22 protein-coding genes and 1 tRNA gene are annotated in these 26,093 nt (G+C 48.5%); 12 read left to right on the forward strand and 11 right to left on the reverse strand.

From position 1 onward, the window contains the following. Positions 1-13: 13 nt before the first annotated feature. The 3 genes from ADIS_RS16255 to ADIS_RS16270 all read right to left on the reverse strand — a co-directional run bounded on the left by ADIS_RS16255 (position 14) and on the right by ADIS_RS16270 (position 1,127). A tRNA-Ala gene (locus tag ADIS_RS16255) sits at positions 14-87 on the reverse strand. 120 nt (positions 88-207) lie between these two features. Next, positions 208-828, reverse strand: coding sequence for a recombination mediator RecR (recR, locus tag ADIS_RS16265; RefSeq protein WP_010855727.1), 621 nt, complete (start codon positions 826-828; stop codon positions 208-210). 11 nt (positions 829-839) lie between these two features. After that, positions 840-1,127 carry an ATP-dependent Clp protease adaptor ClpS gene (locus tag ADIS_RS16270; protein ID WP_035806526.1) on the reverse strand — a complete coding sequence of 96 codons (288 nt, stop codon included), beginning with the start codon at positions 1,125-1,127 and terminating at the stop codon, positions 840-842. Positions 1,128-1,180: 53 nt separating this feature from the next. Between ADIS_RS16270 and ADIS_RS16275 the strand changes: the two genes are divergently transcribed. After that, positions 1,181-2,635 carry a sodium:solute symporter gene (locus ADIS_RS16275; RefSeq protein WP_010855729.1) on the forward strand — a complete coding sequence of 485 codons (1,455 nt, stop codon included), beginning with the start codon at positions 1,181-1,183 and terminating at the stop codon, positions 2,633-2,635. On the opposite strand, the gene ADIS_RS16280 is transcribed toward ADIS_RS16275, so the two are convergent. The 3 genes from ADIS_RS16280 to ADIS_RS16290 form a co-directional block, all read right to left on the reverse strand. Further along, the gene (locus tag ADIS_RS16280; protein WP_010855730.1) at positions 2,632-3,327 is read right to left on the reverse strand and encodes a sugar transferase; all 696 of its coding nucleotides are present in this window, start codon (positions 3,325-3,327) and stop codon (positions 2,632-2,634) included. The two genes, ADIS_RS16275 and ADIS_RS16280, sit on opposite strands and share 4 nt — an antisense overlap. A 242-nt stretch (positions 3,328-3,569) precedes the next feature. Further along, positions 3,570-3,908 carry an MGMT family protein gene (locus ADIS_RS16285; protein WP_035806528.1) on the reverse strand — a complete coding sequence of 113 codons (339 nt, stop codon included), beginning with the start codon at positions 3,906-3,908 and terminating at the stop codon, positions 3,570-3,572. Beyond that, complete coding sequence (locus ADIS_RS16290) at positions 3,898-4,776, reverse strand: mechanosensitive ion channel family protein (RefSeq protein ID WP_010855733.1); 879 nt, start codon at positions 4,774-4,776, stop codon at positions 3,898-3,900. Before ADIS_RS16290 ends, ADIS_RS16285 begins: the two co-directional genes overlap by 11 nt. Positions 4,777-4,860: 84 nt before the next feature. Here ADIS_RS16290 and ADIS_RS16295 point away from each other — a divergent pair, with 84 nt between their 5' ends. The 11 genes from ADIS_RS16295 (at position 4,861) to ADIS_RS16345 (ending at position 20,357) form a co-directional block, all read left to right on the forward strand. Beyond that, positions 4,861-5,538, forward strand: coding sequence for an SDR family NAD(P)-dependent oxidoreductase (locus tag ADIS_RS16295; RefSeq protein ID WP_010855734.1), 678 nt, complete (start codon positions 4,861-4,863; stop codon positions 5,536-5,538). 46 nt (positions 5,539-5,584) lie between these two features. Further along, positions 5,585-6,271, forward strand: a complete 687-nt coding sequence (locus ADIS_RS16300; protein ID WP_010855735.1) for a head GIN domain-containing protein — start codon at positions 5,585-5,587, stop codon at positions 6,269-6,271. Further along, positions 6,261-6,734 (forward strand): nuclear transport factor 2 family protein, encoded by a 474-nt coding sequence (locus ADIS_RS16305; protein ID WP_155907566.1) that lies wholly within the window; start codon positions 6,261-6,263, stop codon positions 6,732-6,734. Before ADIS_RS16300 ends, ADIS_RS16305 begins: the two co-directional genes overlap by 11 nt. A gap of 344 nt (positions 6,735-7,078) precedes the next feature. Next, entirely contained in the window at positions 7,079-9,529 is a 2,451-nt protein-coding gene (gene thrA / locus ADIS_RS16310; protein ID WP_010855739.1) for a bifunctional aspartate kinase/homoserine dehydrogenase I, read from the forward strand. 8 nt (positions 9,530-9,537) lie between these two features. Beyond that, complete coding sequence (locus ADIS_RS16315; protein WP_035806543.1) at positions 9,538-10,476, forward strand: homoserine kinase; 939 nt, start codon at positions 9,538-9,540, stop codon at positions 10,474-10,476. A gap of 42 nt (positions 10,477-10,518) precedes the next feature. Continuing rightward, positions 10,519-11,817, forward strand: a complete 1,299-nt coding sequence (thrC, locus tag ADIS_RS16320) for a threonine synthase (protein WP_010855741.1) — start codon at positions 10,519-10,521, stop codon at positions 11,815-11,817. Positions 11,818-12,138: 321 nt separating this feature from the next. After that, on the forward strand, positions 12,139-13,101 hold the full coding sequence (locus tag ADIS_RS16325; RefSeq protein ID WP_155907568.1) for a Kelch repeat-containing protein: 963 nt from the start codon (positions 12,139-12,141) through the stop codon (positions 13,099-13,101). A gap of 12 nt (positions 13,102-13,113) precedes the next feature. Further along, positions 13,114-14,034: an aminotransferase class IV gene (locus ADIS_RS16330; protein WP_010855744.1), complete on the forward strand. Its 921-nt coding sequence runs from the start codon at positions 13,114-13,116 to the stop codon at positions 14,032-14,034. A gap of 11 nt (positions 14,035-14,045) precedes the next feature. Further along, positions 14,046-14,762, forward strand: a complete 717-nt coding sequence (locus ADIS_RS16335; RefSeq protein ID WP_035806530.1) for a sulfotransferase-like domain-containing protein — start codon at positions 14,046-14,048, stop codon at positions 14,760-14,762. A gap of 539 nt (positions 14,763-15,301) precedes the next feature. Next, complete coding sequence (locus tag ADIS_RS16340) at positions 15,302-18,478, forward strand: SusC/RagA family TonB-linked outer membrane protein (RefSeq protein ID WP_010855747.1); 3,177 nt, start codon at positions 15,302-15,304, stop codon at positions 18,476-18,478. A gap of 19 nt (positions 18,479-18,497) precedes the next feature. Continuing rightward, positions 18,498-20,357, forward strand: coding sequence for a RagB/SusD family nutrient uptake outer membrane protein (locus ADIS_RS16345; protein ID WP_010855748.1), 1,860 nt, complete (start codon positions 18,498-18,500; stop codon positions 20,355-20,357). Between the two features lie 330 nt (positions 20,358-20,687). On the opposite strand, the gene ADIS_RS22765 is transcribed toward ADIS_RS16345, so the two are convergent. The 5 genes from ADIS_RS22765 to ADIS_RS16370 all read right to left on the reverse strand — a co-directional run bounded on the left by ADIS_RS22765 (position 20,688) and on the right by ADIS_RS16370 (position 25,658). After that, a complete protein-coding gene (locus ADIS_RS22765) occupies positions 20,688-20,915 on the reverse strand; it encodes a hypothetical protein (RefSeq protein ID WP_155907569.1) in 228 nt (75 codons plus the stop codon). A 1,190-nt stretch (positions 20,916-22,105) separates the two neighbouring features. Then, complete coding sequence (locus ADIS_RS16355) at positions 22,106-22,714, reverse strand: acetyltransferase (protein ID WP_035806535.1); 609 nt, start codon at positions 22,712-22,714, stop codon at positions 22,106-22,108. Positions 22,715-22,896: 182 nt separating this feature from the next. Next, complete coding sequence (locus ADIS_RS16360; RefSeq protein ID WP_162141579.1) at positions 22,897-24,207, reverse strand: nucleotidyltransferase family protein; 1,311 nt, start codon at positions 24,205-24,207, stop codon at positions 22,897-22,899. Positions 24,208-24,264: 57 nt separating this feature from the next. Then, on the reverse strand, positions 24,265-24,705 hold the full coding sequence (locus ADIS_RS16365) for a WxcM-like domain-containing protein (RefSeq protein ID WP_010855754.1): 441 nt from the start codon (positions 24,703-24,705) through the stop codon (positions 24,265-24,267). A gap of 5 nt (positions 24,706-24,710) precedes the next feature. Next, positions 24,711-25,658 carry an MraY family glycosyltransferase gene (locus ADIS_RS16370; protein ID WP_010855755.1) on the reverse strand — a complete coding sequence of 316 codons (948 nt, stop codon included), beginning with the start codon at positions 25,656-25,658 and terminating at the stop codon, positions 24,711-24,713. Positions 25,659-26,093: the final 435 nt, after the last annotated feature.

Genomic DNA, 26,093 nt, shown 5'->3' on the forward strand with positions numbered 1-26,093 from the left:
ATAAAAAAGATAGTGGAGGATAACGGATTCGAACCGATGACCTCTACACTGCCAGTGTAGCGCTCTAGCCAACTGAGCTAATCCCCCATTTACTATTCGTCTGGATTCGAACCGATGACCTTCCCGACCGAGTCGGGACGCTCCAGCCAACTGAGCTAATCCGTTTTATTGGTCTGCAAAGATAGATAGTGATTTGAAATCCCCAAATTATTCGGTAGAATAATTTGTGCGTGTCAAAATGCTCCTTCCCAGGGTTATTTCATCGGTAAATTCCAGTTCACCACCAACAGGGACTCCACGGGCTATCGTAGTGATCTTAACGCCAGTGGGTTTAAGTTTGCGGCTTAGGTAAAATGCTGTGGTATCTCCTTCCATAGTGGCCGGCAGGGCAAGAATGATTTCCCGAACGGGTTCTTTATTGGAATCAACTTCCGTCCTCCTCAGGAGTGAGTCAAGGTGGAGGTTGTCCGGACCAATTCCCTGCATGGGGGAGATTACCCCCCCCAGTACGTGGTATAATCCGGTATATTGGGCTGTGTTTTCAATAGCCAATACGTCGGGAATGTCTTCGACCACACAAATGACCGAATGGTCTCTCTTTGGGCTGCTGCAAATAGAACAGACGGGGGTGTCGGAGAGGTTGTGGCAAACCGTGCAATAGGTGGTCCTTGTACGTAGGTCTATAATGGCTTGTGCCAACGACGTAGCGAAGGATTGGTCTTGTTTTAGCAAGTGTAGCGAAAGCCGTAGGGCGGTTTTTTTACCTATGCCGGGTAATTTGCTGATTTCATTGACCGCATCTTCGATCAGCTTGGAGGGGAAGTTCACAAGGAATGGGGTTAGACAATGGTAGCCTGTATACCGGCATCCAAGATGGATTCACACATTGGCTTCAGTTTCTGAAAACTACCTTTCTTGACAGTGCACTTGCCCTTGTAATGGATGATGAGGGAACACTGCTCGGCCTGTTCCGGGGAGTGTCCGCAGACTTTCATTAAAACTTGTATGACATGATCGAAGGTATTCACATCGTCATTGAACACGATTAAATCATGTGATTCCTGGTCGACAATCTCCTCAACCAGAACCTCCTCCTCGGTTTCAATCAAATGTTCTAGTGGTTTCATTTTGCAAAGATAATAAAATGTGACAATTTTAAACCTCTCAAGCCTGATCACATATGGATATCACCCTGATCTTGGCCGTTATAGGCGGCTATTTTTTGCTGTTGTTTTCGATTTCCTGGTTTACGAGCAGAAAGGTTTCTTCCGAAACCTTCTTTACCGGGGACAGACAGTCTCCTTGGTTTTTGGTGGCGTTTGGCATGATCGGAGCCTCGCTATCAGGAGTTACCTTTATTTCTGTTCCCGGTGAGGTCGGCAACAGTTACTTCTACTATTTTCAACTTGTTTTGGGCTATACACTTGGCTATGCGGTTATTGCCAAGGTTTTGCTTCCCCTCTACTACCGATTGAACCTAGTCTCTATTTATGGGTACCTGGAAGACCGATTTGGATTTTGGTCCTATAAAACAGGTGCGTTTTTCTTTATTCTTTCCCGCACCCTAGGGTCGTCTATCCGCGTGTTTCTGGTTGCTTCCGTTTTGCAGTTGATCCTTTTTGACGCATGGGGTATTCCTTTCTGGGTTTCCGTTTTGATGACCGTGACGCTGATATGGCTGTATACCCATAGAGGAGGGATAAAAACGGTGGTTTGGACAGATACACTGCAAACGCTGTTCATGTTGGTTGCCGTATTCGTCAGTATTTGGCTGGTGAAGACAGAACTTGGATACGGGTTTGGTGAAATGGTCGATGCTGTTGCCTCACATCCCTATTCCACGGTGTTCAATTGGAACTGGCAGGAAAGCACCAACTTTTTCAAACAGTTTTTTGCAGGTGCCTTTATCGTCATTGTGATGACCGGGCTGGATCAGGACATGATGCAGAAAAACCTGACCTGCAAGAGTCTAAAGGATGCCCAGAAAAACATGTTTTGGTTTACAAATATTCTGGTGGCGGTAAACCTGGTGTTCCTGACCCTCGGTGTATTGCTGTACCTTTACGCAGAAGCCCGGGGGATTGAATTGCCGTCCAGGTCGGATGATTTGTACCCGTTTTTGGCCAGTACCCATTTTTCCACATTTGCAGGTGTGGTTTTTGTGCTTGGTATCACAGCGGCGGCCTACTCCAGTGCGGATTCTACACTTACCGCCTTGACCACTTCATTTTGCTATGACTTCCTTCAAATTCAAAAGAAATATAAGGTGGCCAAGCAGGTGAGTGTAAGAAAACAGGTTCATCTGGGATTCACGGCCCTTATGTTTATCGTAATTTTGGTAGTAGAATGGCTTAATGACCAAAGTGTTATCAATGCCGTCTTTTTGATTGCCGGGTACACGTATGGACCCTTGTTGGGCCTTTACAGTTTTGGGCTTTTCACTAGCAGAGCCGTGCGTGACCAATGGGTTCCAGTTGCCTCGGTGATTGCACCTGTTTTGGCATTCCTGGTATCTTTAAACTCGGAAGCATTGTTCAACGGGTATAGGTTTGGTTTTGAAATATTGATTTTAAATGGAGGGTTTATGTTTCTTGGCCTCTATTTGCTCAGTTGGCGAAATCAGTCTAAAGCTTAATATACCTCTGTTTTTTTGATCAGAAGGCTGACCGCTGTCCATACGATTATCTTCAGATCCAGCAAAAGAGACCAATTGTCAACGTAAAATATATCCAGTTTGCAACGCGAATAAATGTCATAAAAATTTTTGGTTTCACCACGAAAGCCCTTTGCTTGTGCCAAGCCGGTAATCCCGGGTTTTACGGTATGGCGGTACATAAAATTGGTTATTTCTGCGGAAAAACGGTCATTCATGGGCATCGCGTGGGGGCGAGGCCCTACTATTGACATTTCGCCCAACAAGACATTGATAAATTGTGGAAGCTCGTCCAGGCTTGTCTTGCGAAGTATAGCGCCTAGGCGGGTGACCCGAGGGTCATTCTTGGTAGCTTGTTTAAAATCTGCTTCCCTGTTTGGATGCATCGTTCTGAACTTATAGCAGTAAAACGGCACGTTGTTTTTTCCATGGCGCAACTGGCGAAAAAATACCGGCCCCTTCGAGTCCAGTTTGATCAACAGTGCTATGAGGGGAAATAGCCATGAAAATACAACGACGAAAAGAACACCGCTGACGATCACATCAAATACTCTTTTGAGTTGGTCCTGATTCGGATTTAAAAATTTACTGGGGGCTAAGGTCAGGATTTTAGCTCTCTTTCGAGCTTTTTTTGTATTGACCTTTTGGGACTCCGCGATCAAAGTTTCCGCCATAAGTGATAATTCTGTGTTTTTGACAAAATCAATTGATCTGTGGTCTGCAATAATGTTGCCGAATATTTGATATTCGATTTTACATTGTTAAAAATGTAATTCAAAGATATAAAAATCTATTTTAATTTCCCAAACTAAATTGAAGGCGTTTTAATTTTTGATTTTTTTTTAACCAAAAAAGTGTGTGAAATTCAAACAAAACCAGGAAATGTTACTAAAATGTTAATTATGATGGGTGTTCATTAAAGGTACAGGTTTTTTTCGGGATCCCAGAATACCGACGGAAAATCAACGATCCGATCTCCTTTGATCCTAATCCCCTCTTCGGTAAGCAATTCTTCCATTTTATTCGGATGTTCAAAATGATGCTTTCCCGTCAGGACGCCGTTTCGGTTGACCACACGGTGTGCGGGGATGCTCTCGTCTAGGTGCGAGGCATTCATGGCATATCCTACCATCCGGGCACTGCCCTTTGTGCCCAGGTATGCGGCGATTGCGCCATACGAGGTGACGCGTCCTCGGGGTATTTGACGCACTACCTCGTATACGTCGTTGAAAAAGTGGTTTCGTTCAGCATTCACTGGCCAGTTGGATAATCTTTTGGTTGATTTTTCGCTTGATCTCTTTTTCAGTCGTTCGTTCCCCATTGTTGAGCTGCAGCTGAACCTTTACTCTAACGGCGTCTTTTTGGATGGCCATGGCCTTAAAAACAAAGGAGTTCTTGGTAATATGTCTATCGTAGGGTTTTAGGTAGTCTTTTAGCGTGGTTTCCATATCGTCGAGGTTCAGTTTTTCTGTCAGCTTTATCTCGAATTCCAAGGAGATTTTCTTGCTGTTTTGGCGGGAATGGTTTACCACATGGGAGGAAAGTATCAGGCTGTTGGGTATCATTACCAGATCATCGTCTTCATTCATTATGATCACGTTCAAAAGCGTAATATCCTGAATCTTTCCTTTAAAATCCCCGACCTTTATATGGTCTCCGAGCGTCAATTGATCGGAGAACATAATGATCAGTCCGTTGATCATATTGGTGATGTAGTCCTTTGAAAGCAGCGCAATTGCGGCGGCCACGATCGTGATACTGGAGAGGAACTCCAACGGCTGTATGTCAAACAATACCATGATGCTGAACAGCACAACGATGACATTCAGAATACTGGCAATCCGGTTGATGCCCAACACGAAGTTGCCATGAAGTCCAGTCCGCCGTTTTTTCCGAAGATAAAATCGGATCAAGACAATCCTTCCAAGGGATATGATAAGGTTGCCTGCAACGACTACCTCCAATGCACTGAGGATGCGGTAAATCTTTGGGAAGTAGGGTTCTACCAATTGGCCTAGGTATTCCGAGATCAATAGCAGAGCGACGTACACAAGGATTTTTAACAGAAAGATGGTTCTCCTTCTCCGTTCGGAGACTTCTATCTGGTCTTTTCGGGAATTCATGAGTATTTCAAAAATAAGTCTTAATTTTAAGGATTTGGGGAGCGGTGCACAAAATTATCGCTTACGAACGTAAATTAATAAGGAATGGATAGGAATATCATTGTCACTGGAGGTACCGGTAACTTGGGCAGGGCTGTCATTGCAAAGTTTAAGCGGGAAGGGTACCAAGTCATCGCGGTGGTGGAACCGGGTACTGAGGAAGAACTCGATGAGGCAGACGATGTGTATCAGCTGGATGTCACCGACGAGGATGCGGTTGCCGGATTTGCCAGGGAATACCAAATGCAGTACGGTGACCTGGACTGTTTGGCCTTGCTTGTGGGAGGTTTTGCCATGGGATCGTTGGAAGAAACCGGGCTGGAGGATCTGAACCGGATGTTTCGGCTTAATTTTTTCAGTGCCTTTACGATGGTCAAAAGTTTTTTGCCCGCGATGAAAAAGGCAAACCGGGGATGTTTTTTGTTCGTAGGGGCAAGGCCTGCTCTTGAAAAAGAACATGGAACGGGAGCTTTGGCATACGCTTTGAGTAAGGGTATGGTAATAGACCTCGCTGAGTTTACCGCCAAGTCAACATCCGACAGCCACCTACGTGCCCACGTTTTTGTGCCGAGTATCATTGATACTCCCCAAAACCGGGAGTCTATGCCGGATGCAGACTTCACGAAGTGGGTGTCTCCCGCCGAAATTGCGGAGGCCATGCACTACGCGGCAAATTCAGAAGCCCTTCGGAACATGACCTTTAAATTGTACGGAGGGGTGTAGTGGGTTTAAAAAAAAGTGATGAAACTATTTATAAACATTTCGATATATGGTAAAGAAGATTGGATTTGGTCTATTGGCGGTTTTTTTTCTTAGCCAAGTGCTGTATGCGCAAACCAGCGAAGAAACCCGGCCATTGCCTGCTTTCAATGCTGCCAAGATTTCCAATGGGATTGAGGTGGTTTTTGTAAAGGGGGACAAGCACGAAATTGAAATCACCGCATCGGGAATTGAGCTTTCCCGGGTTGAAACCAGTGTCACAAACCGGGAATTTGAAATGAAGATTACAGGTGTGACGCCGCGGTCGGCGACCGTAAAGGCAACCATAACCTATGTTCAGCTCGAATCTATACAGACCAACACAAGTGCCAGGGCTTTTTTGCGGGATCCCATGGTGGTACGCGTGGCCAGATTGTCCGCAGCCACCAGTAGCTACATAGAGGCGGAGGTACAGGTTCAGGAGTTGGTATTGGAGGCACAGACGAATGCCAAGATTTTTGTGAAGGGGAAAACTTCCAAGTTGGATTTCTCAGCCGCCACCAATTCCGAAATAGAGGGGGATGGGCTTGAGGTCGCCCATGCGGAGGTGAAAATCAACACCAATGCCAAGGGGTCTTTTCGTGTGACCGAGTCCCTCAGGGGTACCGCGGCGACCCGTGGTAGAATCACGTATTCTGGGGATCCCAAGATATTGGATGTGAAGACAAACACAGGAGGGGCAATCGATGAAAAGTAGCGGTTTCATCTCATTTCTATGCGTGGTGGGTTTTCTGTGCAGCTTCTCTTTGCAGAAAGTTTATGCGCAGCAGACCAGCCCTGAGTCAGAGGTTCGAGACCTGTTGCAGAACTTTTTTTATGCTATGAAAAGGAAAGACAGTGCCACGATCCAAGCGGCATTTCATGTGGATGCCGTGATGCAGACCGTCATTGAGGAAGGATCTGTTGCCAAGCTGGGCAGCAGCGATGTAAGTGATTTCCTGAAAAGAGTAGCTACCAGTGAAGTTGAACTGGATGAGCGGCTGTTGGCATACAGCATTCAGGTGGATGGATTATTGGCCCATGCATGGACACCTTATGAGTTTTACGTGAACAGCGAGTTCAGCCACTGTGGGGTAAACTCGTTTCAACTTATCAATACAGCTTCGGGATGGCAGATAACGCATGTCATCGATACCCGAAGAAAAGAAGGCTGTCGCTAGACAGCTTTTTTGTTTGCGCGGTACGGGTGGAATTACCGAATGGCAACGCATCGGGCTCATAGAGGCTTTCTTTTGGTAATTCAGGCGTCAAAACTTGTGATATATAAATTTTGTCCTTAGAATTGTGCCTCAATTCGATAAGCATGGATTACGCAGTACAAACAGTATCAGGTAAACCGGCGTCCGATCTTCATCGGGCGGTTGACTGCGCCTATTTTTCCACCGGTACCACCTGCTTCTTCCCTACATTTATTACGGGTTAATCCCGTTTGTAGAGACATATTCCCCTTTTCCCGAAGGCCTATTCCAGGTCGATACCTTACCTTTTAATCACACGCAAAGCAATGAAATTAGTAAAATTTGGCGGTTCATCCATTGGAGATATTGACAGGATAAAGAATGTCCTCGGCATTTTGGCGAAAGAAAAGGCAAAAGGCGATATAGCCGTGGTTTTTTCTGCCTTTGGAGGAGTGACGGAGGATTTGTTGCGTTGTTCTCAATTAGCCAAAAACAATGACCCCGCCTATCAACCGCTGCTACTGTCCATGGAAAAGCGGCACATGCAGTTGGTAAAGCAACTGATCTCGGTCCAGAAGCAATCCTCCGTGCTTACCTATGTGAAGGTGCGGTTCAATGAGTTGGAGGATCTTTTCCATGGTATTTACCTGATCAAGGAGTTTTCCGGGCGTACCTCCGATTATGTGGTTAGCTTCGGCGAGCGTATTTCCGCTTATATCTTGGCCGAAGCTCTCCGTGAGAAGGGGATGGACACGGTGTATTTGGATGCCAGGGACGTTATCCGTACCAACGACCATTTTGGGAATGCAAAGGTTAATTTCCCTACAACGAACCAATTGATCTGGGACGCCTATACCAAAAACAAGGATAAAGTATTGGTGATCACTGGTTTTGTCGCATCTACCGATAAGGGTGAGACGACCACACTCGGACGTAGCGGTTCCGATTACACAGCGGCTATTTTTGCTGCCGCGTTAAAAGCGGAGTCGTTGGAGATTTGGACAGACGTATCCGGGGTGATGACGGCAGACCCGAAGTTGGTTTATTCTGCCATTACCATTCCTCAGCTTAGCTACAGCGAGGCCATGGAGCTTTCGCACTTTGGGGCAAAGGTGGTATTTCCGGCTACTATGCAGCCGGCCATGCGGCGAAAAATACCAATCTATATCAAAAATACCTTTGATCCAAGTAATCCAGGAACCCTCATTTGCGAGGAAACGGAAAACAATAAGCTGATCAAGGGAATATCTTCGCTGAGCCAGATTTCCCTGCTCAACGTACAGGGATCGGGACTGGTTGAGGTAGTTGGGGTTAGCAGCCGTGTCTTTGGAGCCCTTGCAAGGTCACAGGTCAACGTGATTTTGATTTCCCAAGCCTCTTCGGAGCACAGTATTTGCATTGCCATCAAGTCTTCTGATGCCGAAAAGGCCAAAGATGTACTGGAACAAGAGTTCCACTACGAGATCATCGCAGGGGAAATGGATAAGGTGGCCGTGGTGCCCAATATGGCGGTCATTGCCGTGGTCGGTGAGAATATGAAACACCACCCTGGAGCCAGCGGGCGTCTTTTTCAGGCGTTGGGCCGCAACAACATCAATGTATCGGCAATCGCCCAAGGAAGTTCGGAGCTGAATATCTCGGCAGTTATCAAGCAGACAGACCTACAAAAGGGGCTGAATGCCCTGCACGAAGCCTTTTTCCTTGCCGATAATAAGGTACTTCACGTATTTTTGGTCGGTGTGGGCCTGATCGGCAGGGCTCTTATCAAGATGATCAATAATCAGTTGTCCAAGCTCCAGTCAGATTACATGCTGGACATCAAGATCCACGGCTTGGCCAATTCCCGGTACATGGCGTTTGACGAGGACGGCTTTGATCTGGCCAAGAATCCAGTGCCTTCCGAACGGGATTTGCCGATGGATTTGAATGTTTTTTTGAACACGATGAACAGCATGAATTTTTCCAATTCCGTGTTGGTGGACTGTACCGCCAGCCAAGAGGTGGCAGACAGCTATCAGCGTGTACTGGAATCAAAAGTGGCGGTCGTTACCCCCAATAAAAAGGCAAATTCGGGCACGTTGGAAAAATACAAAGAGCTCAAGAAGCTGTCAGGCCAGCGAAACATAAAGTTCCTGTATGAGACCAATGTCGCGGCAGGTCTTCCGGTTATCAATACACTTCAGGACCTGATCTTGAGTGGGGATCGTGTGATCCGTATCGAGGGAGTACTGAGCGGTTCGATGAATTTCATCTTCAGTGAACTCAGCAAGGGATTGCCCTTTAGTGAGGTCGTGGCCAATGCGAAGGCGAAAGGATACACCGAACCGGATCCAAGGGATGATTTGAGTGGGATGGATGTAGCCCGAAAAATCCTGATTTTGGGACGGGAGGCGGAGCAGGATCTTCATTTCGAAGATGTGACGGTACAAAGTATGGTGCCGGATGATTGTGTGCATACCAGGTCGGTCGAGGAGTTTATGGAAAAGCTCAAAGCACACGATGATCATTTCAGGGGATTGCTGGAGGAGGCAAACCGGAAGGGCGAGAAATTACGCTTTATGGCAGTGCTTGAAAACGGCAAGGCCTCCGTGGGTTTGCGCTCGGTAGGTGCGAGCCACCCGTTTTATTCGTTGGTGGGCAGTGACAACATGATTCTGTTTACTACTGAACGCTACCATGAGTTTCCGATGATTATCAGAGGGCCTGGTGCTGGTGCGGATGTTACCGCTGCAGGTGTATTTGCCGATATTATTCGACTTGGAAATTATTCCAGATAGCCATGGAAATGAAAAAAGTGACAGCCTTTGCCCCCGCCACCGTGGCCAATGTTTCCTGTGGGTTCGATATACTTGGATTTGCGGTTGACAGCTTGGGTGATAGAGTGACCGTCAGTCTTAACGACACCAATGAAATCCGCGTCACCCGCATCGAAGGGGACAACGGGAAGCTTCCGCTTGCTATCGATAAGAACACCTGTGGTGTGGCGGTGAACGCCATGTTAAAGGCAATGGACTTTAAAGGAGGGGTCGATATCGAATTGTATAAAGGGTTGCCGTTGGGAAGCGGTATGGGATCCAGTGCTGCCTCTGCGGTGGCCGCGTTGGTTGCCACCAATAGATTATTGGGGAACCCCTTCGAAAAGGCTGCCTTGTTGCCTTTTGCCATTGAGTCGGAACGAGTAGCCTGCGGTGCAGGCCATGCCGATAATGTGTCACCTGCCCTGCTAGGGGGCTTTGTCCTGATCAGGGACTACCACCCGCTCGATGTGATTCCGCTAAATGTGCCCAGAGGACTGTACTGTACGCTGGTGCATCCCCACCTGGTCCTCAATACGGCCGACTCAAGGAGTGTTCTGAAGCAGCATGTGTCCCTCAAAGACGCCACGACGCAATCGGGCAATATTGCCGGCTTGGTCGCAGGACTCTACCAGGAAGACATGGAACTTATAAGCCGATCCCTGAACGACGTGATCGCCGAGCCTTCCCGCTCGATTCTTATACCAGGATACGAAGAAATGAAGGAGGCCATCAAAACGGCTGGAGCGTTGGGGTGTGGCATTTCCGGTTCAGGTCCCACGCTGTTTATCTTATCACCTACCGAGGAGATTGCCTGGGAGGTAAGCAGAAGATCCCAGGCAGTATATGAAAAAGTGGGTCTTCCCATCGACGTGTACGTCTCGGCCATCAATACCCGTGGTGCTTACGTTGTTGAAGAAAAAAAATAGGCCAATGGGCATCTGTTCATTGTAAGGACCATTTTAAAAAGAATGAGATATTTTAGTACTAACGATCGTAGGCATAGTGTTTCCCTTCAGGAAGCAGTCATCAAGGGATTGGCTCCAGACCAAGGGCTTTACATGCCAGAGCGCATGCCTTTACTAGCTCCCGAGCGAATCGCCAGAATGCGCGACATGTCGTTTAGGGAAATCGGATACGAGGTGATCGGCGCGCTTTTTTCGGAAGACCTATCCGTTGCCCAGATTACCGATTTGGTGGATCATACCTTGCAGTTTGATGCACCGATCGTGCAAATTGAGGACCACATCTTTAGTTTGGAGCTGTTTCACGGGCCCACGTTGGCGTTCAAGGATTTTGGGGCCAGGTTTTGCTCCAAGCTGATGAGCCTGCTTCTGGACAACCAAAAGGTGCGGGTATTGGTGGCAACCTCGGGAGATACTGGAAGTGCCGTAGCCAACGGTTTTTTTGGCATAGACGGCGTGGAGGTTGTCATTCTGTATCCCTCGGGAAAGGTCAGCGAATTGCAGGAGAAACAGTTCACGACCCTGGGAGGTAATGTGGTAGCACTTGAGGTAGATGGCGTGTTTGACGACTGCCAGCGGATGGTAAAGGAGGCCTTTTTGGATCCTGAGCTCCAGCAAAGCATGTTGCTCACCTCGGCCAACTCCATCAATATCGCCCGATGGATCCCCCAGTGTCTCTATTATTTCTATGCCGTATCCCGATTGCCACAGGATCATGGTAAGGTTGTTTTCTCGGTGCCGAGTGGCAACTTTGGCAATATTGCCGCAGGTATGCTGGCCGAGCGCATGGGGCTGCCCATACATACCTTTGTCGCAGCTACCAATGTTAACAAGGTGGTGCCGGATTATTTGGGCGGAAGTCCCTTTACCCCCAAGTCCTCCATCCAAACCATTAGCAACAGTATGGACGTGGGAAACCCAAGTAATTTTTACCGATTGCTGGCGCTCTATGACGGAGATGAAAAGGTGCTTAGGGAAAAGGTAAAGGGCTGTTATTATACCGACGAAGAAACTAGGAAAGCGATGGTTGCCGTGAAGCATTCCACGGGATATGTAATGGATCCCCATGGAGCGGTGGCGTACCTGGGGTTGAAGGATTTTCTGGCCTCTCAGTCCGAGCGATTTGATGGGATTTTTCTGGAAACGGCCCACCCGGGCAAGTTTAGAGATGTGGTAGAAGCCACCCTTGGAGATAAAATAAATTTACCATCGCGTTTGCTGGAGTTCATGAAAGGGGAGAAGAAGACCATTCCACTGGCAAATGACTACACCAAGTTTAAGGAGTTTTTGATCCGAACCCACTAGTGGTTTAGCAAAACGGACTTTTAGGGCCGTTTTGGCAACGTAGGTGGTGTGCCGGTTTTCAATAGTACGCAGTTGCCCAAATCGGTTACCTTCCTATGGTCTTCCTCCCAAGGTAAACGCACAGGCAACCATTCTGTCGGAATATATACTAAGCGGAACAAAATGTTCAAGGGCTACCCTTCTATCAAAAGCCCGGATTCTCCGGTAGATAAATTTTTTGGTGTATGATATTGAACCAGAGGCGTCGGTTTTTTTAAATTTTTGGGAGTGGCATCTGGTACGAAATGCCTAAATTAGCCGCTCAAACTTTCGACGCCTATTATGAACCGAACCATGCTCTTTTTCCTTGTTTTTCTGACCGGATGGTCGCTTCAGGCCCAGACTTGGTCCACCCTGCACCCAACACCCACCTGTACGGAACGGCACGAATGTGCGGCTGCTGCCGTTGGCGATAAGCTCTATCTATTGGGCGGACGCGGCATGAAACCCGTGGAGGCGTACGACCCCACTACCAACCGCTGGGAAAAGAGAGGTATGGCCCCGATGGAAATGCACCATTTTCAGGCCGTTTCATTTAAGGATAAAATCTACGTGTTGGGAGCTTTTTCCGGTGGGTACCCTCACGAAACGCCCATCCCCCATGTGTATATATACGATCCTGCGACGGATACCTGGACCAAAGGGGATGAAATCCCATCCGATCGTCGCAGAGGTGCTGCCGGGGTAGCAATCTATAAGGATAAGTTTTACCTGCTGGGTGGGGCAGAAGATGGGCATTGGGCAGACAATCGCGAGTATTTGGACGAATACGACCCGGCGACGGGCAAATGGACCAAGCTGCCGGATATGCCCCGGGTCAGGGACCATTTCCAGGCAGTAGTGGTGGATGATAAGCTGTACGCGGTGGGTGGTAGGAGATCTTTCGCCAAAGAAGGACATGGATTTGAGCTTACCTATGCGGAAGTAGACGTCTATGATTTCCAAACGAAGCGATGGGAAACCTTACGTTCTGAGTACAATCTGCCGACCGAGCGCGCGGGCAATTCTGCGGTAAATTATGGAGCCGGATTTATCGTGGTAGGAGGGGAGAGTGACCATCAGGTTGTTGCCCATAACGAAGTGGAATATTTTGAGCCAGGCAAGGGATGGAAGTTGTTGAATAGGCTGGAGCGTGGCCGGCACGGCATGCAGGTTGTACCGCTGGGTGGCAACTACTACGTTGCGGCGGGCTGTGGCAACCGAGGGGGCAATCCTGAATTAAACAGCATTGAAGTACTTAAATAAAAGTATACCGGTATGGTAAAAGGAACGCACAACGCCGTAGAGGACGAGCGGAATAAAGATATACTGATTTCCATCAATGGGGAGCTATTTCCTCGGCAGGACGCAAAAATTTCTGTTTTTGACAGTGGCTACCTGGTGGGCGACGGGGTATGGGAGGCTTTCCGATACCACCAAGGCAAAATGGTTTTTTTGGACAAGCACCTGGACAGGCTCTGGCAGTCAGCGAAAGTGGTGGGCATGCACTTGCCCTTTTCGCGGGAGGAATTGCAGTCTGCTATTCAGCGGACGCTGGATGCCAATCAGATGAGGGACCACGTTCACGTCAGGGTCATGGTCACCAGGGGTATCAAGAAGACCCCTTCCCAAGATCCTCGCTTCACCATATCCGGGCCCAATGTGGTGATTGTGGCCGAGCATAAACAAGCTTCCTTGGAAAACAAAAGCAGGGGCATCACCCTATGGACCAGTACCATTCGCCGTGGATCTCCCGATTATTTGGATCCCCGGCTCAACTGCCATAGCAAACTGCACGAGGTGCAGGCCTTGATCCAGGCCTTGGAGGCGGGGGCAGATGAGGCGCTGATGCTCGACGTAAATGGCTTTGTGTCTACCTGTAATTCCACCAATTTTTTTATGGTAAAGGGAAAAGAGGTATGGACGTCTACCGGGCAGTACTGTATGAATGGGATTACCCGTGGGCATGTGATCGAGCTCTGCGAAAGACATGGCTTGGTTTGTAGAGAAAAAGACTTTTCACTTTTTGACCTGTACGGTGCCGATGAAGCATTCGTCACGGGAACCTTCGGAGGACTCACCCCAGTCAATGCCATCGATGGCAAACCGATAGGAAAGGGCGGATTCGGTTCTGTAACCAAGCAGCTTAGCGATTGGTACGATCAGTTAATCGAAGAGGAAATCAAGCGACAATTGTAAGAGAGGAGGATATGACCAAGCGGATTTTTATCTGGTCAGGGCCCAGAAATATATCGACGGCATTGATGTATGCATTTGCCCAGCGCCCGGACACGCACGTGGTGGATGAACCCTTTTATGGGTTTTATCTGGCAAATAGCCCTGCAAAGGAATATCATCCTGGGACAGACGAGATTTTGTCAACCATGGAGCTGGATGGCGAGCGCGTGGTCGCGGCCATGTTGGAAAACAGTGAAAAGCCCGTGCTGTTTTTTAAGAACATGTGTCATCACATGTTGGATTTGGATCGGTCGTTTATGCGGGAGGGGCTCAACGTCATTCTTACGCGTGAGCCGAAAGAAATGCTTTCCTCTTTTAAAGAAGTAATCAATAAGCCGGTTATGCAGGATGTGGGATACCAGTCCCAGCAGGATTTACTCGATTATTTTCTAAGGGAAAACATCCCGTTTGTGGTGGTGGATTCAAAGGATATCCTCTTGGATCCCGCAGGCTACCTCGAGCGATTCTGCCAGTATGTGGGTATCCCTTTTGATACTTGCATGCTTTCTTGGGAGTCCGGTCCGAGAAAGGAAGATGGATGTTGGGCGCCGTATTGGTATGCCAATGTGCATAAATCTACCGGATTTGCTCCCTATAAGCCCAAGGAAATTACCTTTCCGGTCAGCTTGGAACCGCTTTTAGGAGCCTGTCAGCCCATCTATGAACGACTGATGGCGTACAAGCTGTAGCCATCATCCTATGGGTTAAATGCCAACGATTCTATTTTTTGGCATATACCCCTCATTTTCAGGAGAATTGACCGATTCACTGGCGACCAAAAAAATAAAGAACAGGCAGCCAATGGCCGACTATTCTTTCCTGTTGTAAACCTTACAACCCAAAAGTAGCACCATATTCCAAGAAAACCAATCAGGAAAAACGGGTCTTTTGTAGAGCCGGGCATATAGAAGGAATATTCCCTGAAAAACGATCAACTGGTTTACGGGACAGGTAAAAATGTTTACTATTTTAGGTGAAAACTAAATTAATTTTAAACCATACAATTTTTTGATATTTGACAATGTATCTGGTCGATGGTTAACAAGTTTTCGTGTATGGTCTGAAATTATTGATAAAATTTTATTGTTAAGCCTAGTTTTGCGCTTTCGTTTAATAAAATTAAAAAATTCGTTTAAAACGAACCGTTGCAAAAATTAAATAAACCCTTCATATTTAACGTGTCGTTTTAACAATCATTCATTATAACATTCTTAAATCCAAAAAACGTATGACAAATTATTTACCCAAAATCAAGTTGCTATGGCTTGGCTTGGTGCTGTTTATGGCATCGACGCTGACCATGCAAGCCCAGACCAGGGACGTGACGGGTACGGTCATTTCCGGGGAGGATAATCTTCCACTTCCGGGTGTTTCCGTCCTCGTGAAAGGCACCACGCGCGGTGGTGTTACAGACATCGATGGCCAGTTTCGTGTATCCCTGCAGCCTGGCGACAATGTCCTCGTATTTTCCTTTGTAGGGTTCACGCCCTTCGAATCGGAAGTAGGAAACCAGTCCAACATACAGGTAACCCTGATGCCGGACATGCAGTCACTCAGTGAGGTAATCGTCGTGGGATATGGCGAGCAGAAGAAGGAAACCATCACCGGTTCCGTGGCTACCGTAAAAGGTGCCGAGCTCGTACAGTCTCCAGCCATGAACCTGAGTAACTCCATCGCCGGCCGGATGGCAGGTGTAATTGCAGTTAACCGATCCGGTGAACCGGGTTATGATGGCTCCGGTATCCGTATCAGGGGTTCCAACACATTGGGGAATAACGACGCTCTGATTGTGATTGATGGTATTCCCGCCAGAGCGGGTGGTATCGAGCGATTGAACCCGAACGACATTGAGTCCATCTCAGTATTGAAAGACGCGGCAGCGGCGATTTACGGAGCTCGTGCGGCAAACGGTGTAATTCTCGTTACAACCAAAAGAGGTAAAACCGGTAAGCCTGAATTGACTTACCAGTTCAATCAAGGCTTCGCACAGCCTACCGTTATCCCTGCATTGGCGGATGCGGCCCAATACGGTGAGATGTTAAACGACCTGACGGTATACCAACTCCCTGTTAGCGAATGGAGAGCGGCTACCGATGCATTCCGTTCTACCGGAACCTATACCCGTCCAAACGGCGACGTACGTACGGCTCCATTTAGCCCAAATGCATTGGCAATGCACCGGGCGGGAACAGATCCTTGGAACTATCCCAATACCGATTGGTTCGCGGAAACATTGAAGCCCTGGTCTCCACAGACCCGTCACAACCTTCAGTTGAACGGTGGTGGTGAAAATGTTCGCTACCTCGCGTCTTTGGGTTACCAAAATCAGGATGCGTATTACCGCAATGCGGCCACCGGGTACAAGCAGTACGATATGCGCTTAAATCTGGATGCCAAAGTTAACGAGTACATCGATCTGCAATTGGGTGTCCTCGCCCGCCAGGAATACCGATTCTTCCCTACCAGACCAGCAAGTGCGATCTTCCGTATGCAAATGAGGGGTAAGCCCCATGAGCCAGCTTTCTGGCCTGATGGAAGACCAGGTCCGGACATCGAAAACGGTGAAAACCCAGTGGTTATTACCACTAACGCTACCGGTTATGACCGAGACACCCGTGATTATTTCCAAACCAACGGTGCAATCAACGTGAAAATCCCAGGGGTTGAAGGGTTGAAGTTCCAAGGTACTGCCGCCGTAGATAAACTTAGCCGATTCCAGAAGCGATGGGAAACTCCTTGGATCCTGTATCAGCGGGGAAGTGGATTTGAAGCCGACGGGGTTACACCCGTACTGGTTCCCAGCGAAAGGGGGCCTGCTGAACCACGCCTACGTCAGTCCAACAACAATCAGTTGAATATCATGCTGGGAGGTATTTTAACCTACGATAAGCAGATCAACGATCACGGCTTGAACTTCCTAGCAGGTACGAACAAGGAAACCGTGGAAGGGGATGATTTCTGGGCTTTCCGAAGGTTCTTTATTTCCCCAGCCATCGATCAGATGTTTGCGGGTGGGGACGCCGAAAAGGACAACGGTGGTGGAGGCTTTGAGCAAGCTCGTCTCAACTATTTCGGTAGGATGGCCTACAACTACAAAGAAAAGTACCTGTTTGAATTCCTTTGGAGGTATGACGGTTCATACATCTTCCCGGCAGATACCCGATTCGGATTTTTCCCTGGTGTGATGGGTGGATGGGTTGTATCGGAAGAAGACTTCTGGAAAAACAGCGTACGTGCAGTGGATTTCTTGAAGCTTCGTGGTTCTTGGGGCCAAATGGGTAACGACCAGATCTTCTTCGGAGGAGCCCTGCAGGAATACCAGTTTCTTTCTACCTACGGTTTCCGAAGCCATATCCTGGAAAACAACGAGGCTAAAACCCTCTTTGAAACACGGGTTCCCAACAATGCCATTACTTGGGAGGTTGCCAACAACTCCAACATAGGTTTGGAAGGTTCCTTGATCGACGGCAAAATCTTCTTCGAGTTGGATTACTTCTACAACAAGCGGACCAACATCCTTTGGAGAAGAAATGCTTCTGTGCCTCAATCCAGTGGACTAGCAGCACTTTTGCCTGCTGAGAACATCGGTGAAATCGAAAATAAAGGCTTTGATTTCAATGTAGGCTACAGAGGACAGAAGGGTGACTTCCAATATAGCGTAAGTGCTAACGGTGGTTATGCGATCAACAAAATCCTTTTCTGGGACGAACCTCCAGGAGCACCTGAATGGCAGCGTTCTACCGGTCTTCCTATGAATACTCCCGCACCGGTTTACCTGTATGATGGGGTGTTTGCCACCGAAGAGGAAATCGCCGCCAATACCTTGGACTACTCTGCAATTACCAATCAGTTGAGACCTGGCGACATGCGTTTCAAGGATTTTGACGGGGACGGCAGGATTACGCCAAATGACCGGGTGAGAATGGACAGAAACGATATCCCAAGGTTCCAAGGTGGTGTCAACATGAACGCCCGTTGGAGAAACTTTGACTTGGCAGTTCTCTTCCAAGGCGCCGCCGGAGCTATCGCCCTTGTTAGTGCCGGTGAATCTGGAAACATTGGTAACTACCTATTGGAGTTTTACGAAAACCGCTGGACCATCGATAATCCCAGCACCGTGTATCCCCGTATCGCCAACCGAAGTGACCAGTACTTCTCATCCGGCAACGACTTTTGGTGGAGAAGTTCGGACTACATCCGTTTGAAGAACTTTGAGCTTGGGTATACGGTACCTGCCCAGTTTGGCAGCCGATACGGTATCAGCAACCTGAGGTTCTACATGAACGGATTGAATCTCCTGACCTGGGATAAACTGAAAGTATATGATCCTGAGTCCAACAACGCGACCGGTCAGTACTATCCGCAGGCTAGGATCATCAACGGAGGTCTATCAGTAACATTCTAAGCCCAAAAAAAGTAAACAGATGAATTACAAAATAAAACATATTTGGGTAGGGTTGATTGCAGCTACGCTGTCTATGAGCTCGTGTAACGACGAGTTCTTGAACACCCAGCCCCTAGGACAGGTATCTGAAGCGGCCGTTTGGCGCGATGCAGGCTTGGCGGAAGCCTTCGTTACCAATATTTACTCCTTCCTCGGTATGGGAGGGTTTTCAGAGCAGGCATTGGCTTCCCTTACCGATGAGGCCATATTTACCCACCCCGGACGAAGCATCAACGTCGTCACAGAAGCGCGTTCGAATCCCGAGGCACCCGGATGGATGGATGCTTCCCGCTCTTGGCTCAACATGTACAATGGCCTGCGGTCAGCCAATATTGCCATCTCTAAACTGAGCAATCCCCAGTTCGAGAACGTAGGCGGTGTCGTAGATCGTATGCTGGGAGAAGCTACCTTCATGAGAGCCTACTTCCACCATCAGCTGCTTCGTAACTTTGGAGGCATCCCCATTGCGGACCGTCCTTTTACGTTGGAGGAGGAAACCTATGAGCTACCGAGAAACACATTTTCAGAGGTTGTTGAGAGCATTGTACAGGATTTGGACAGAGCAGCGCAATTGCTGACGGGACATAATATGATTAGAGGCCGTGCCAACCGGGTTACTGCCCTGGCGCTGAAATCTCGGGTATTGATCTACGCGGCCAGCGACCTGCATGACATTTCGGTAGCTTCCGGAAAGTCCAGTGTGATTTCTTCCTATCAGCATAAGGATTTGATTGGATACACCTCAGGTAACCGTATAGAGCGTTTGCAGCGTGCGAAGGCTGCAGCCAAAGCAGTATTGGATATTGCCCAAGGAAATATGCTGAACCTGACTGAGCCCCTTCCTCATAGCGAGGCGGTGCAGGTGTATATCAACAATTCCCTTTCCAGAGGTGGTGGCGAGGCAGAGATGCTTCTCGGTAGATATTTCCTTGCTCAGAAGCCAGAGGCAGGTGGGCGTCACGGACTCCACAACGGGCCAAATGGCTACAACAACTGGGCCGGAAACACGCCTGTGCAACTGTTGATCGACGACTATGCGATGATGGACGGTACTCCGTTTAGCTGGACAGACCCCGCCCACAGCACTGCTCCTTACCAAAATAGAGAGCCTCGTTTCTATGCCACTTTCTTGTATGATGGTGCGCAGTGGAAACCCCGCTCACCTGCAAACCAATCCTTGGATCCGCTTGGTCAGATACAAACTGGTACCTATCAGCGTACCAACGCACAAGGACAAGCGGTTACCCATTTTGGTTTGGATACCAGAAACAGCCCCATCGAAAACTGGAACGGATCCCACACCGGATACTACATTCGTAAGTTCATTGAGCCTGATCCAAATTTCGTAGATCAAAATACATGGCAGGAAATTCCTTGGCCGAATATCCGATTTACAGAAGTTGTCTTCAATTATGTTGAGGCTTGTATTTTCCTTGGTGAGGAAGCGGAAGCTAGGGAATGGCTTAACAAGATCAGGTTCCGTGCAGGCCTTCCAGCCCTTACGCAGTCTGGCGATGATCTGAAAATGGCCTTTATCAATGAGAAACGTAAGGAGATGGTTCATGAAGAGCAGCGGTATTACGATGCCCGTAGGTGGATGATTGCTCCGACTACACTTGGAAGGCAGGCGAACGGTATCAGCATTGTTGGTACCTTCAAGCCCGGTCAGTCTCTAAATGTATACCGTTACGACCCCAATGTATACAACTATGAATACAGGGTGATCGATATGGATCCAGGGTTGGAAAACCGTATGTGGTTGGATAAAATGTATTGGATGCCTATCCACATAGACGAGATGCAGCGAAATAAAAACCTGATTCAAAACCCAGGTTATTAATACATCGCTGATCTAAAATAAAAAAAAGGCTGTCTCCGGTAGGGGGGCAGCCTTTTTTTGGTTTCTGGGGGTTAGGGTTTTGCTTATCTGTATGGTATTGTTGAATCGTTTGACCGTCGAATTGTCGAATCGGTGCCATTCATAATCGAGATACAATCCGCTCCGTCATTGCGAGGCTTGGAGAGAGATTTAAGACGGTAGACATCGGACAAAAGCCGAAGCAATCTTTTTTGTAGACGTAAGATTTAAGACGCAAGACGTAAGATCGATTTTCTCCCGATCCAACGATTCGACGGTAATAAGGAGATATGAGATGTTAGATTTGAGATATTAGATCCGATTTTCTCCCGATGCCACGGTTCGGCGATTCGGCATTTCCACAAACCGATGATGCGCCTTAGAACCGCTTCCACCCGGCATCCACGGGTTTTGGCGGTACGGGGTTGGGATGATTGGGTCTGCCGCTGGCCAAAACAGGGGACTGGGTGGATCCTTGTGCCCCGGGTTGGCACCCGGGGTTATTGATATTCGACCTCCTTCGGGGTCGTTGTTCTCCATCTGACCTTTGGGGTTTTTTAGAACCCCGAAGGTCTTTTGCCCTACGATCTGCACGGGGTTTTGGCGGCACGGTGTTGGGATGATTGGGTCTGCCGCTGGCCAAAACAGGGGACTGGGTGGATCCTTGTGCCCCGGGTTGGCACCCGGGGTTATTGATATTCGACCGCCTTCGGGGTCGTTTTTGTAGATATGAGAAATTAGATGTGAGATATTAGATCTGATTTTCTCCCGATCCAACGATTCGACGATTCCACGGTTCGACAATACTAACGAGATTGCTTCGTCGCCCGCTCTTCGTAATGACGACAAAGGCTGTTGAAATTCGCCCATGCCTCATTCCCGATACCGCAACCCCGAAGGGGTGCCATGTTTATAGAAAAACAAAACATACCCAACCCCCCCCCCGTTTTGGCCTGCGGAAATGCCCATCGTGCCGACCAATTATCGCCAAAACCCGGGAATACCTAGAGTTGCAAACCAATGAATTCAACCCATTAGAAGACGTAAGATCTAAGACGCAAGACCTAAGATCGATTTTCTCCCGATCGCACAGTTCGACGATTCGACAATACTAGCGAGATTGCTTCGTCGCCCGCTCCTCGCAATGACGACTATGGCTCCGTCATTGCGAGGCTTGGAGATTAGTGACAAAAAGAGGAATAGCGGCAAACCACAAAAACCAACATTAAAGCTGTCTACTGGCCTCAAGCCGACGCAATCTCCTTTTGCAGACGTAAGATATAAGACGCAAGAAGTAAGATCGATTTTCCCACGATCCAACGGTTCGACAGTACTAACGAGATTGCTTCGTCGCCCGCTCCTCGCAATGACGACAACGGCTGTCTAGATTACTTCGCTCCTGCATCGTTACCAAAACCAAACATCCGAAGCTACCCTGCTTTCGCAACAACAACCCAATATATCGCCGCAGGCCTATATCACGAAGTGTATATCGCGCAGCATATATCATTTAAATATCGCCAAAACCCGGGAATGTTTGATGTGCAAGCCAATTTCAACCTGTTTGGAGACGTAAGATTTAAGACGTTAGACATAAGACAAGCAGTCTACAAGAGTTTAGATGTTAGATTTGAGATATTAGATCCGATTTTCTTCCGATTCAACAGTTCGACGATTTCACAATTCGACAATTCAACAATAAAACGATACCACCCTTCGACAAAAAATCTTCACCCCCCTATCTTCAATCGCTTATCCTGCAAGCGGTTGCCGATCCAGGTACTGTGATCGGGTACATCCTGGTGAACGATGGCCCCTGCACCAATGGTGCACCAAGCGCCGATCTTAACACCTGGAAGAATGATCGCATTGGCACCGATCAAGGTACCCTCACCCAGCTGGATTCCGCCACAAAGGGTGGCCTGAGGGGCGATATGTACAAAATCCCCGATCAGACAGTCGTGGTCTATGGATGCGCCGGTATTGACGATTACCTGCTCGCCCAGGCTGCAGCCCACCTTGATAATGGATCCCTCCATGACCACACAGCCTGACCCTAATTCGGCTCTCCTCGAAAAAATGGCTGATTCGTGGATGATAGAGGCAAAGGTGACCCGATGGTGTAGGCGTTTGCTCAGTGCCCGCCGTACCCCATTATCACCGATGGCAATAAAGAGGTCACTGTTGAAGATAAATTCGTCGGGCAAGTAGCCCAATACAGGGTAGCCCAATACCTCCTTCTTGGAAGGGTCATCGTCAAAAATCCCGTGGATTTTTTCGTACGAATCGATCATGTCAATTATCACTCGCCCATGTCCGGACGCCCCGTATACATACATGATGTATTTGCTACTGAGTTATCTAAAGAATTATTCGGAAAGTACGCATAATAGGGCAATAATTCAAACTTCCCTTAGGTTATTGCATGCCGTTTCAAGGAAGGGTTAACCCTATAAGGAAGTCATAGGTGGATAGTATTGCCTTTCTTCGTAGGAAAACTGACTTTGATACAGGAGTAGGGCTAGACTTTTTCTTTGTGAATTTGGTGGAGCTGGGAGCGTCGCTGGGCTCTTTCCTCGCGCTGGAGGGGATCGGTGGGGATAATCAGTTGGCGAAAGGGTCGGATGACCCATAGAAGTTGGTATTGAAAAAAGGATTTGGGGCTGAATCTGCGATAGTCAGCTACGTTAGGCTGGAAAAAATGGACCAGGTTTTGAAAATAGAACTGGATCTTTCTGCTTAATTCGGGGTAGAAGTTGGCTCTTTTTCGGATGAGCGCGGTGTGGAAGCGGAAATACGAGCGAAAACCGGTTCCCACATCTTCGGGGCGCAATGACTTATCCCAAAGGGTGGTATTCGCCAGGGTTGAGGCCAGTTGGCTGTTTTGCCGCATTGGCGGAAGGGCGTAGCTGCTTCCAAACAGGAGATTGGAGGCCTCAACGGCCGCCGCTAGGGAAAAATGATCACTCAGCTCCCGAAGGATGGGGTGCGTGGTATACTCTGTGGGAGAAGGGTTCAGCTTTTTTAGCCCCATGGCGATATCCAGTGCCGTCTTTAGGTAGGCATGGCCATCGTGGAGGCTGTGATGTAAATACAGGTATTTGAATTGCTGGAAATCATCCTGAACCGGCAGGGGTTGATCGTAGACGGAAAGTTGTTCGCTGGTTTCATAGGAAAATCGGTTGTCAAATTTCCCCACCCCAAAGTAGTCGTAGATTACCCGCCAGTGGAGTTCCAGGTGTATGGGCAGGTTGCGGCGGTCCAGTTTTTTGAGGTTGTAGCCCCTACGGGTGAGGGTAAAATGCTCCCAACCCAAAAATTGGGCGAAGTCCTCCTCGTCGGGATCGTATCCGTCGGCCTTTAGAAGCTCATTTACCAGAGGAAGCTCCGAGGGATCAATGATCAGATCGATGTCGCCTGATTCACGGAGTCCGATGTCTCCATAAAAAAGCAGTGAAAATGCCAGTCCTTTATACGGAAAAGCCACCAGTCCATTGGATCGTAGCAGGGAAACCAGCCGGGTAGTTTCTTTGGCCTTTTCCATGCTATGAATGGCCATGCGCTTCAACTCATTTTTTAGGATATCTGCCCATGGGGAAGGGGGGGTGCATCTTAACAGTACCCGATAGGCTACGGGGGTGATGCGGTGGGACTTGCAGAGGCGTCGTACTTCCTTCCAATCCACGGGGGCTTGGTGGAGGTAAGAGACCAGGGAATCCAAAGGCACCGTCCCGAGGTAAACCCGGCAGGCCAGCAGGACGATGGATGTGGGCCTGCCGTAAGTCGCTTCCAGCTGGGAAATATCCAAGAAAGGAGGATTGGTTTTCGGCAAGTGGTAGGAATGGTTTCTAGGTATCAAGAAAAAGGCCGTAGGAATGGCTTTTCCCTCTTAGTATATGCTCTTTTCCCGCCAATAGTCGGGGGAGAACTTGTAGCTGTCGTTCAATGATTCTTCCAGGCTCTTATTCGAGCAAACGAGCACCGATCCTGCTTCGGTGAGGGAGCGCATCCCGCATAGATAGCCGCCAGGGACAAACAAGGTATCGCCATTGCCTGAAAGAAGGTACTCAGAGACCGGGAGATCGGAAGAGGGATTTTCCCAATTATCGGGCTTTATCAAAAGAATTTTAACCAACCCGTTTACTACACTAAACAGCTTGGCTTCATGACGGTGGCCGTGCCAACCCCGCATCCCCCTTGGTTCGATGATGATATAACGCTTGATATCAAATCCCAGTTTTGGGAGTTCGTTGTTATAAAGCAGATTGCCCCGTTCATCTGCGTGAATTCCCCCTTTAAGCAACAGCGGCTCTTTTCTTTCTCCTTCCATTTCCCTCACACTGGTTTTAGTCTTTTCAAAATTAGGTATTTTGCTAGTATGTATCCAACGATCAGCGTGATTATTATTATAAAAAATGGGAAAAGCAAGGTTATTTCCCTATTGGTAGCAACCTGTATCACGATTAGGTTGATCAGTGCCTGAGCGGCAAAATAGCCCAAAGCGACCGGAAGGTGACCCCAGCCCATCTCATTGGCAAGGTATTGGTAAAGGTGGCTGCGGTGTGGCTGGAAGATGTTTTCACGCTTGATGAGCCTGTGAAGGATGGTGAGGGCACCATCCAGGCCGTACAAAGCGAACAGCAGCAGGTAGAAAACCTCTCCGGTAGCCACGAGCAGATGTACCATCAGGTAGCCCAGCACCACGGCCATACTGATCGATCCTACGTCTCCGGCAAAGGTTTTGGCCTTTGGCCGTATATTAAAAAAGCCAAAGACCAGCACCGACAGGGCCACCAGTTCGATCAGTCCGCGGAAATCACTGAGTTCGGGGTGGAAATAGAATCCGCCCAAGACGGCAAGGGCATACAAGGCCGTGATGCCGTTGATCCCATCCATAAAGTTGAAGATGTTCACCCAACCGAGAAAAACAAAGAGGGCCAAGGGAATCCACCACAATGCCAATTCCATGACACCGGCTTCGTAAAGAACGAGCAGGGAGGCCAATAGATGTACACTGAAGCGGGGCAGCTGACTCAAAGGGCGCATGTCGTCTACAAAGCTGACCGATGCGACCATCAGTACGGCCAGGGCGAGTTCCCAGCTCGCCATCCCAAGGAAATAGGCAAGCAGCACGGCAACGGCAAACACCACCCCTCCGCCCCGGATGGTGATGCGGGTATGGGAGGAGCGTTCGTTGGGTTTGTCGATGATATTGTATCGGTCTGCGATCCGGAAGTACAGCAAGATACTGGCAATAAGAACTAGCGTCGCAAGGAGGTACATGGGGGATGGGGGTTGTTTTTTTAGTTTTTGGTTAGGCGGTGTGTGGATGTGTTATTTTATGGTCGAATCGTTTGACCGTCGAATTGGTGGCTTTTCGAAGCGAAACTAATCTCGCTCCGTCATTGCGAGGCTTGGAGAGAGATTTAAGACGTTAGACATCGGACAAAAGCCGAAGCAATCTCTTTTGTGGACGTAAGATTTAAGACGCAAGACGTAAGATCGATTTTCTCTCGATCCAACGGTTCGGCGATTCGGTAGTTCCAAAAATCGATGATGCGCCTTAGAACCGCTTCCACTCGGCATCCACGGGTTTTGGCGGTATGGGGTTGGCACGATTGACGCCTCGGCTGGCCAAAACGGGGAGGATTTGGTATCTCTATTCCCCGGGTTTGCACCCGGGGTTATTGATATTCGACCGCCTTCGGGGTCGTTTTT

The sequence above is a fragment of the Lunatimonas lonarensis genome (genome assembly GCF_000390185.1).
Lineage (GTDB): Bacteria > Bacteroidota > Bacteroidia > Cytophagales > Cyclobacteriaceae > Lunatimonas > Lunatimonas lonarensis.

Excerpts from the sequence above, each read along its gene's own strand:
- ADIS_RS16270 (WP_035806526.1), bottom strand. The coding sequence starts at position 1,127 with ATGAAACCACTAGAACATTTGATTGAAACCGAGGAGGAGGTTCTGGTT.
- ADIS_RS16275 (WP_010855729.1), top strand. The coding sequence starts at position 1,181 with ATGGATATCACCCTGATCTTGGCCGTTATAGGCGGCTATTTTTTGCTG.
- ADIS_RS16280 (WP_010855730.1), bottom strand. The coding sequence starts at position 3,327 with ATGGCGGAAACTTTGATCGCGGAGTCCCAAAAGGTCAATACAAAAAAA.
- ADIS_RS16290 (WP_010855733.1), bottom strand. The coding sequence starts at position 4,776 with ATGAATTCCCGAAAAGACCAGATAGAAGTCTCCGAACGGAGAAGGAGA.
- ADIS_RS16295 (WP_010855734.1), top strand. The coding sequence starts at position 4,861 with ATGGATAGGAATATCATTGTCACTGGAGGTACCGGTAACTTGGGCAGG.
- ADIS_RS16300 (WP_010855735.1), top strand. The coding sequence starts at position 5,585 with ATGGTAAAGAAGATTGGATTTGGTCTATTGGCGGTTTTTTTTCTTAGC.
- ADIS_RS16305 (WP_155907566.1), top strand. The coding sequence starts at position 6,261 with ATGAAAAGTAGCGGTTTCATCTCATTTCTATGCGTGGTGGGTTTTCTG.
- thrA (WP_010855739.1), top strand. The coding sequence starts at position 7,079 with ATGAAATTAGTAAAATTTGGCGGTTCATCCATTGGAGATATTGACAGG.
- ADIS_RS16315 (WP_035806543.1), top strand. The coding sequence starts at position 9,538 with ATGAAAAAAGTGACAGCCTTTGCCCCCGCCACCGTGGCCAATGTTTCC.
- thrC (WP_010855741.1), top strand. The coding sequence starts at position 10,519 with ATGAGATATTTTAGTACTAACGATCGTAGGCATAGTGTTTCCCTTCAG.
- ADIS_RS16325 (WP_155907568.1), top strand. The coding sequence starts at position 12,139 with ATGAACCGAACCATGCTCTTTTTCCTTGTTTTTCTGACCGGATGGTCG.
- ADIS_RS16330 (WP_010855744.1), top strand. The coding sequence starts at position 13,114 with ATGGTAAAAGGAACGCACAACGCCGTAGAGGACGAGCGGAATAAAGAT.
- ADIS_RS16335 (WP_035806530.1), top strand. The coding sequence starts at position 14,046 with ATGACCAAGCGGATTTTTATCTGGTCAGGGCCCAGAAATATATCGACG.
- ADIS_RS16340 (WP_010855747.1), top strand. The coding sequence starts at position 15,302 with ATGACAAATTATTTACCCAAAATCAAGTTGCTATGGCTTGGCTTGGTG.
- ADIS_RS16345 (WP_010855748.1), top strand. The coding sequence starts at position 18,498 with ATGAATTACAAAATAAAACATATTTGGGTAGGGTTGATTGCAGCTACG.
- ADIS_RS22765 (WP_155907569.1), bottom strand. The coding sequence starts at position 20,915 with ATGGAGAACAACGACCCCGAAGGAGGTCGAATATCAATAACCCCGGGT.
- ADIS_RS16355 (WP_035806535.1), bottom strand. The coding sequence starts at position 22,714 with ATGTATGTATACGGGGCGTCCGGACATGGGCGAGTGATAATTGACATG.
- ADIS_RS16365 (WP_010855754.1), bottom strand. The coding sequence starts at position 24,705 with ATGGAAGGAGAAAGAAAAGAGCCGCTGTTGCTTAAAGGGGGAATTCAC.
- ADIS_RS16370 (WP_010855755.1), bottom strand. The coding sequence starts at position 25,658 with ATGTACCTCCTTGCGACGCTAGTTCTTATTGCCAGTATCTTGCTGTAC.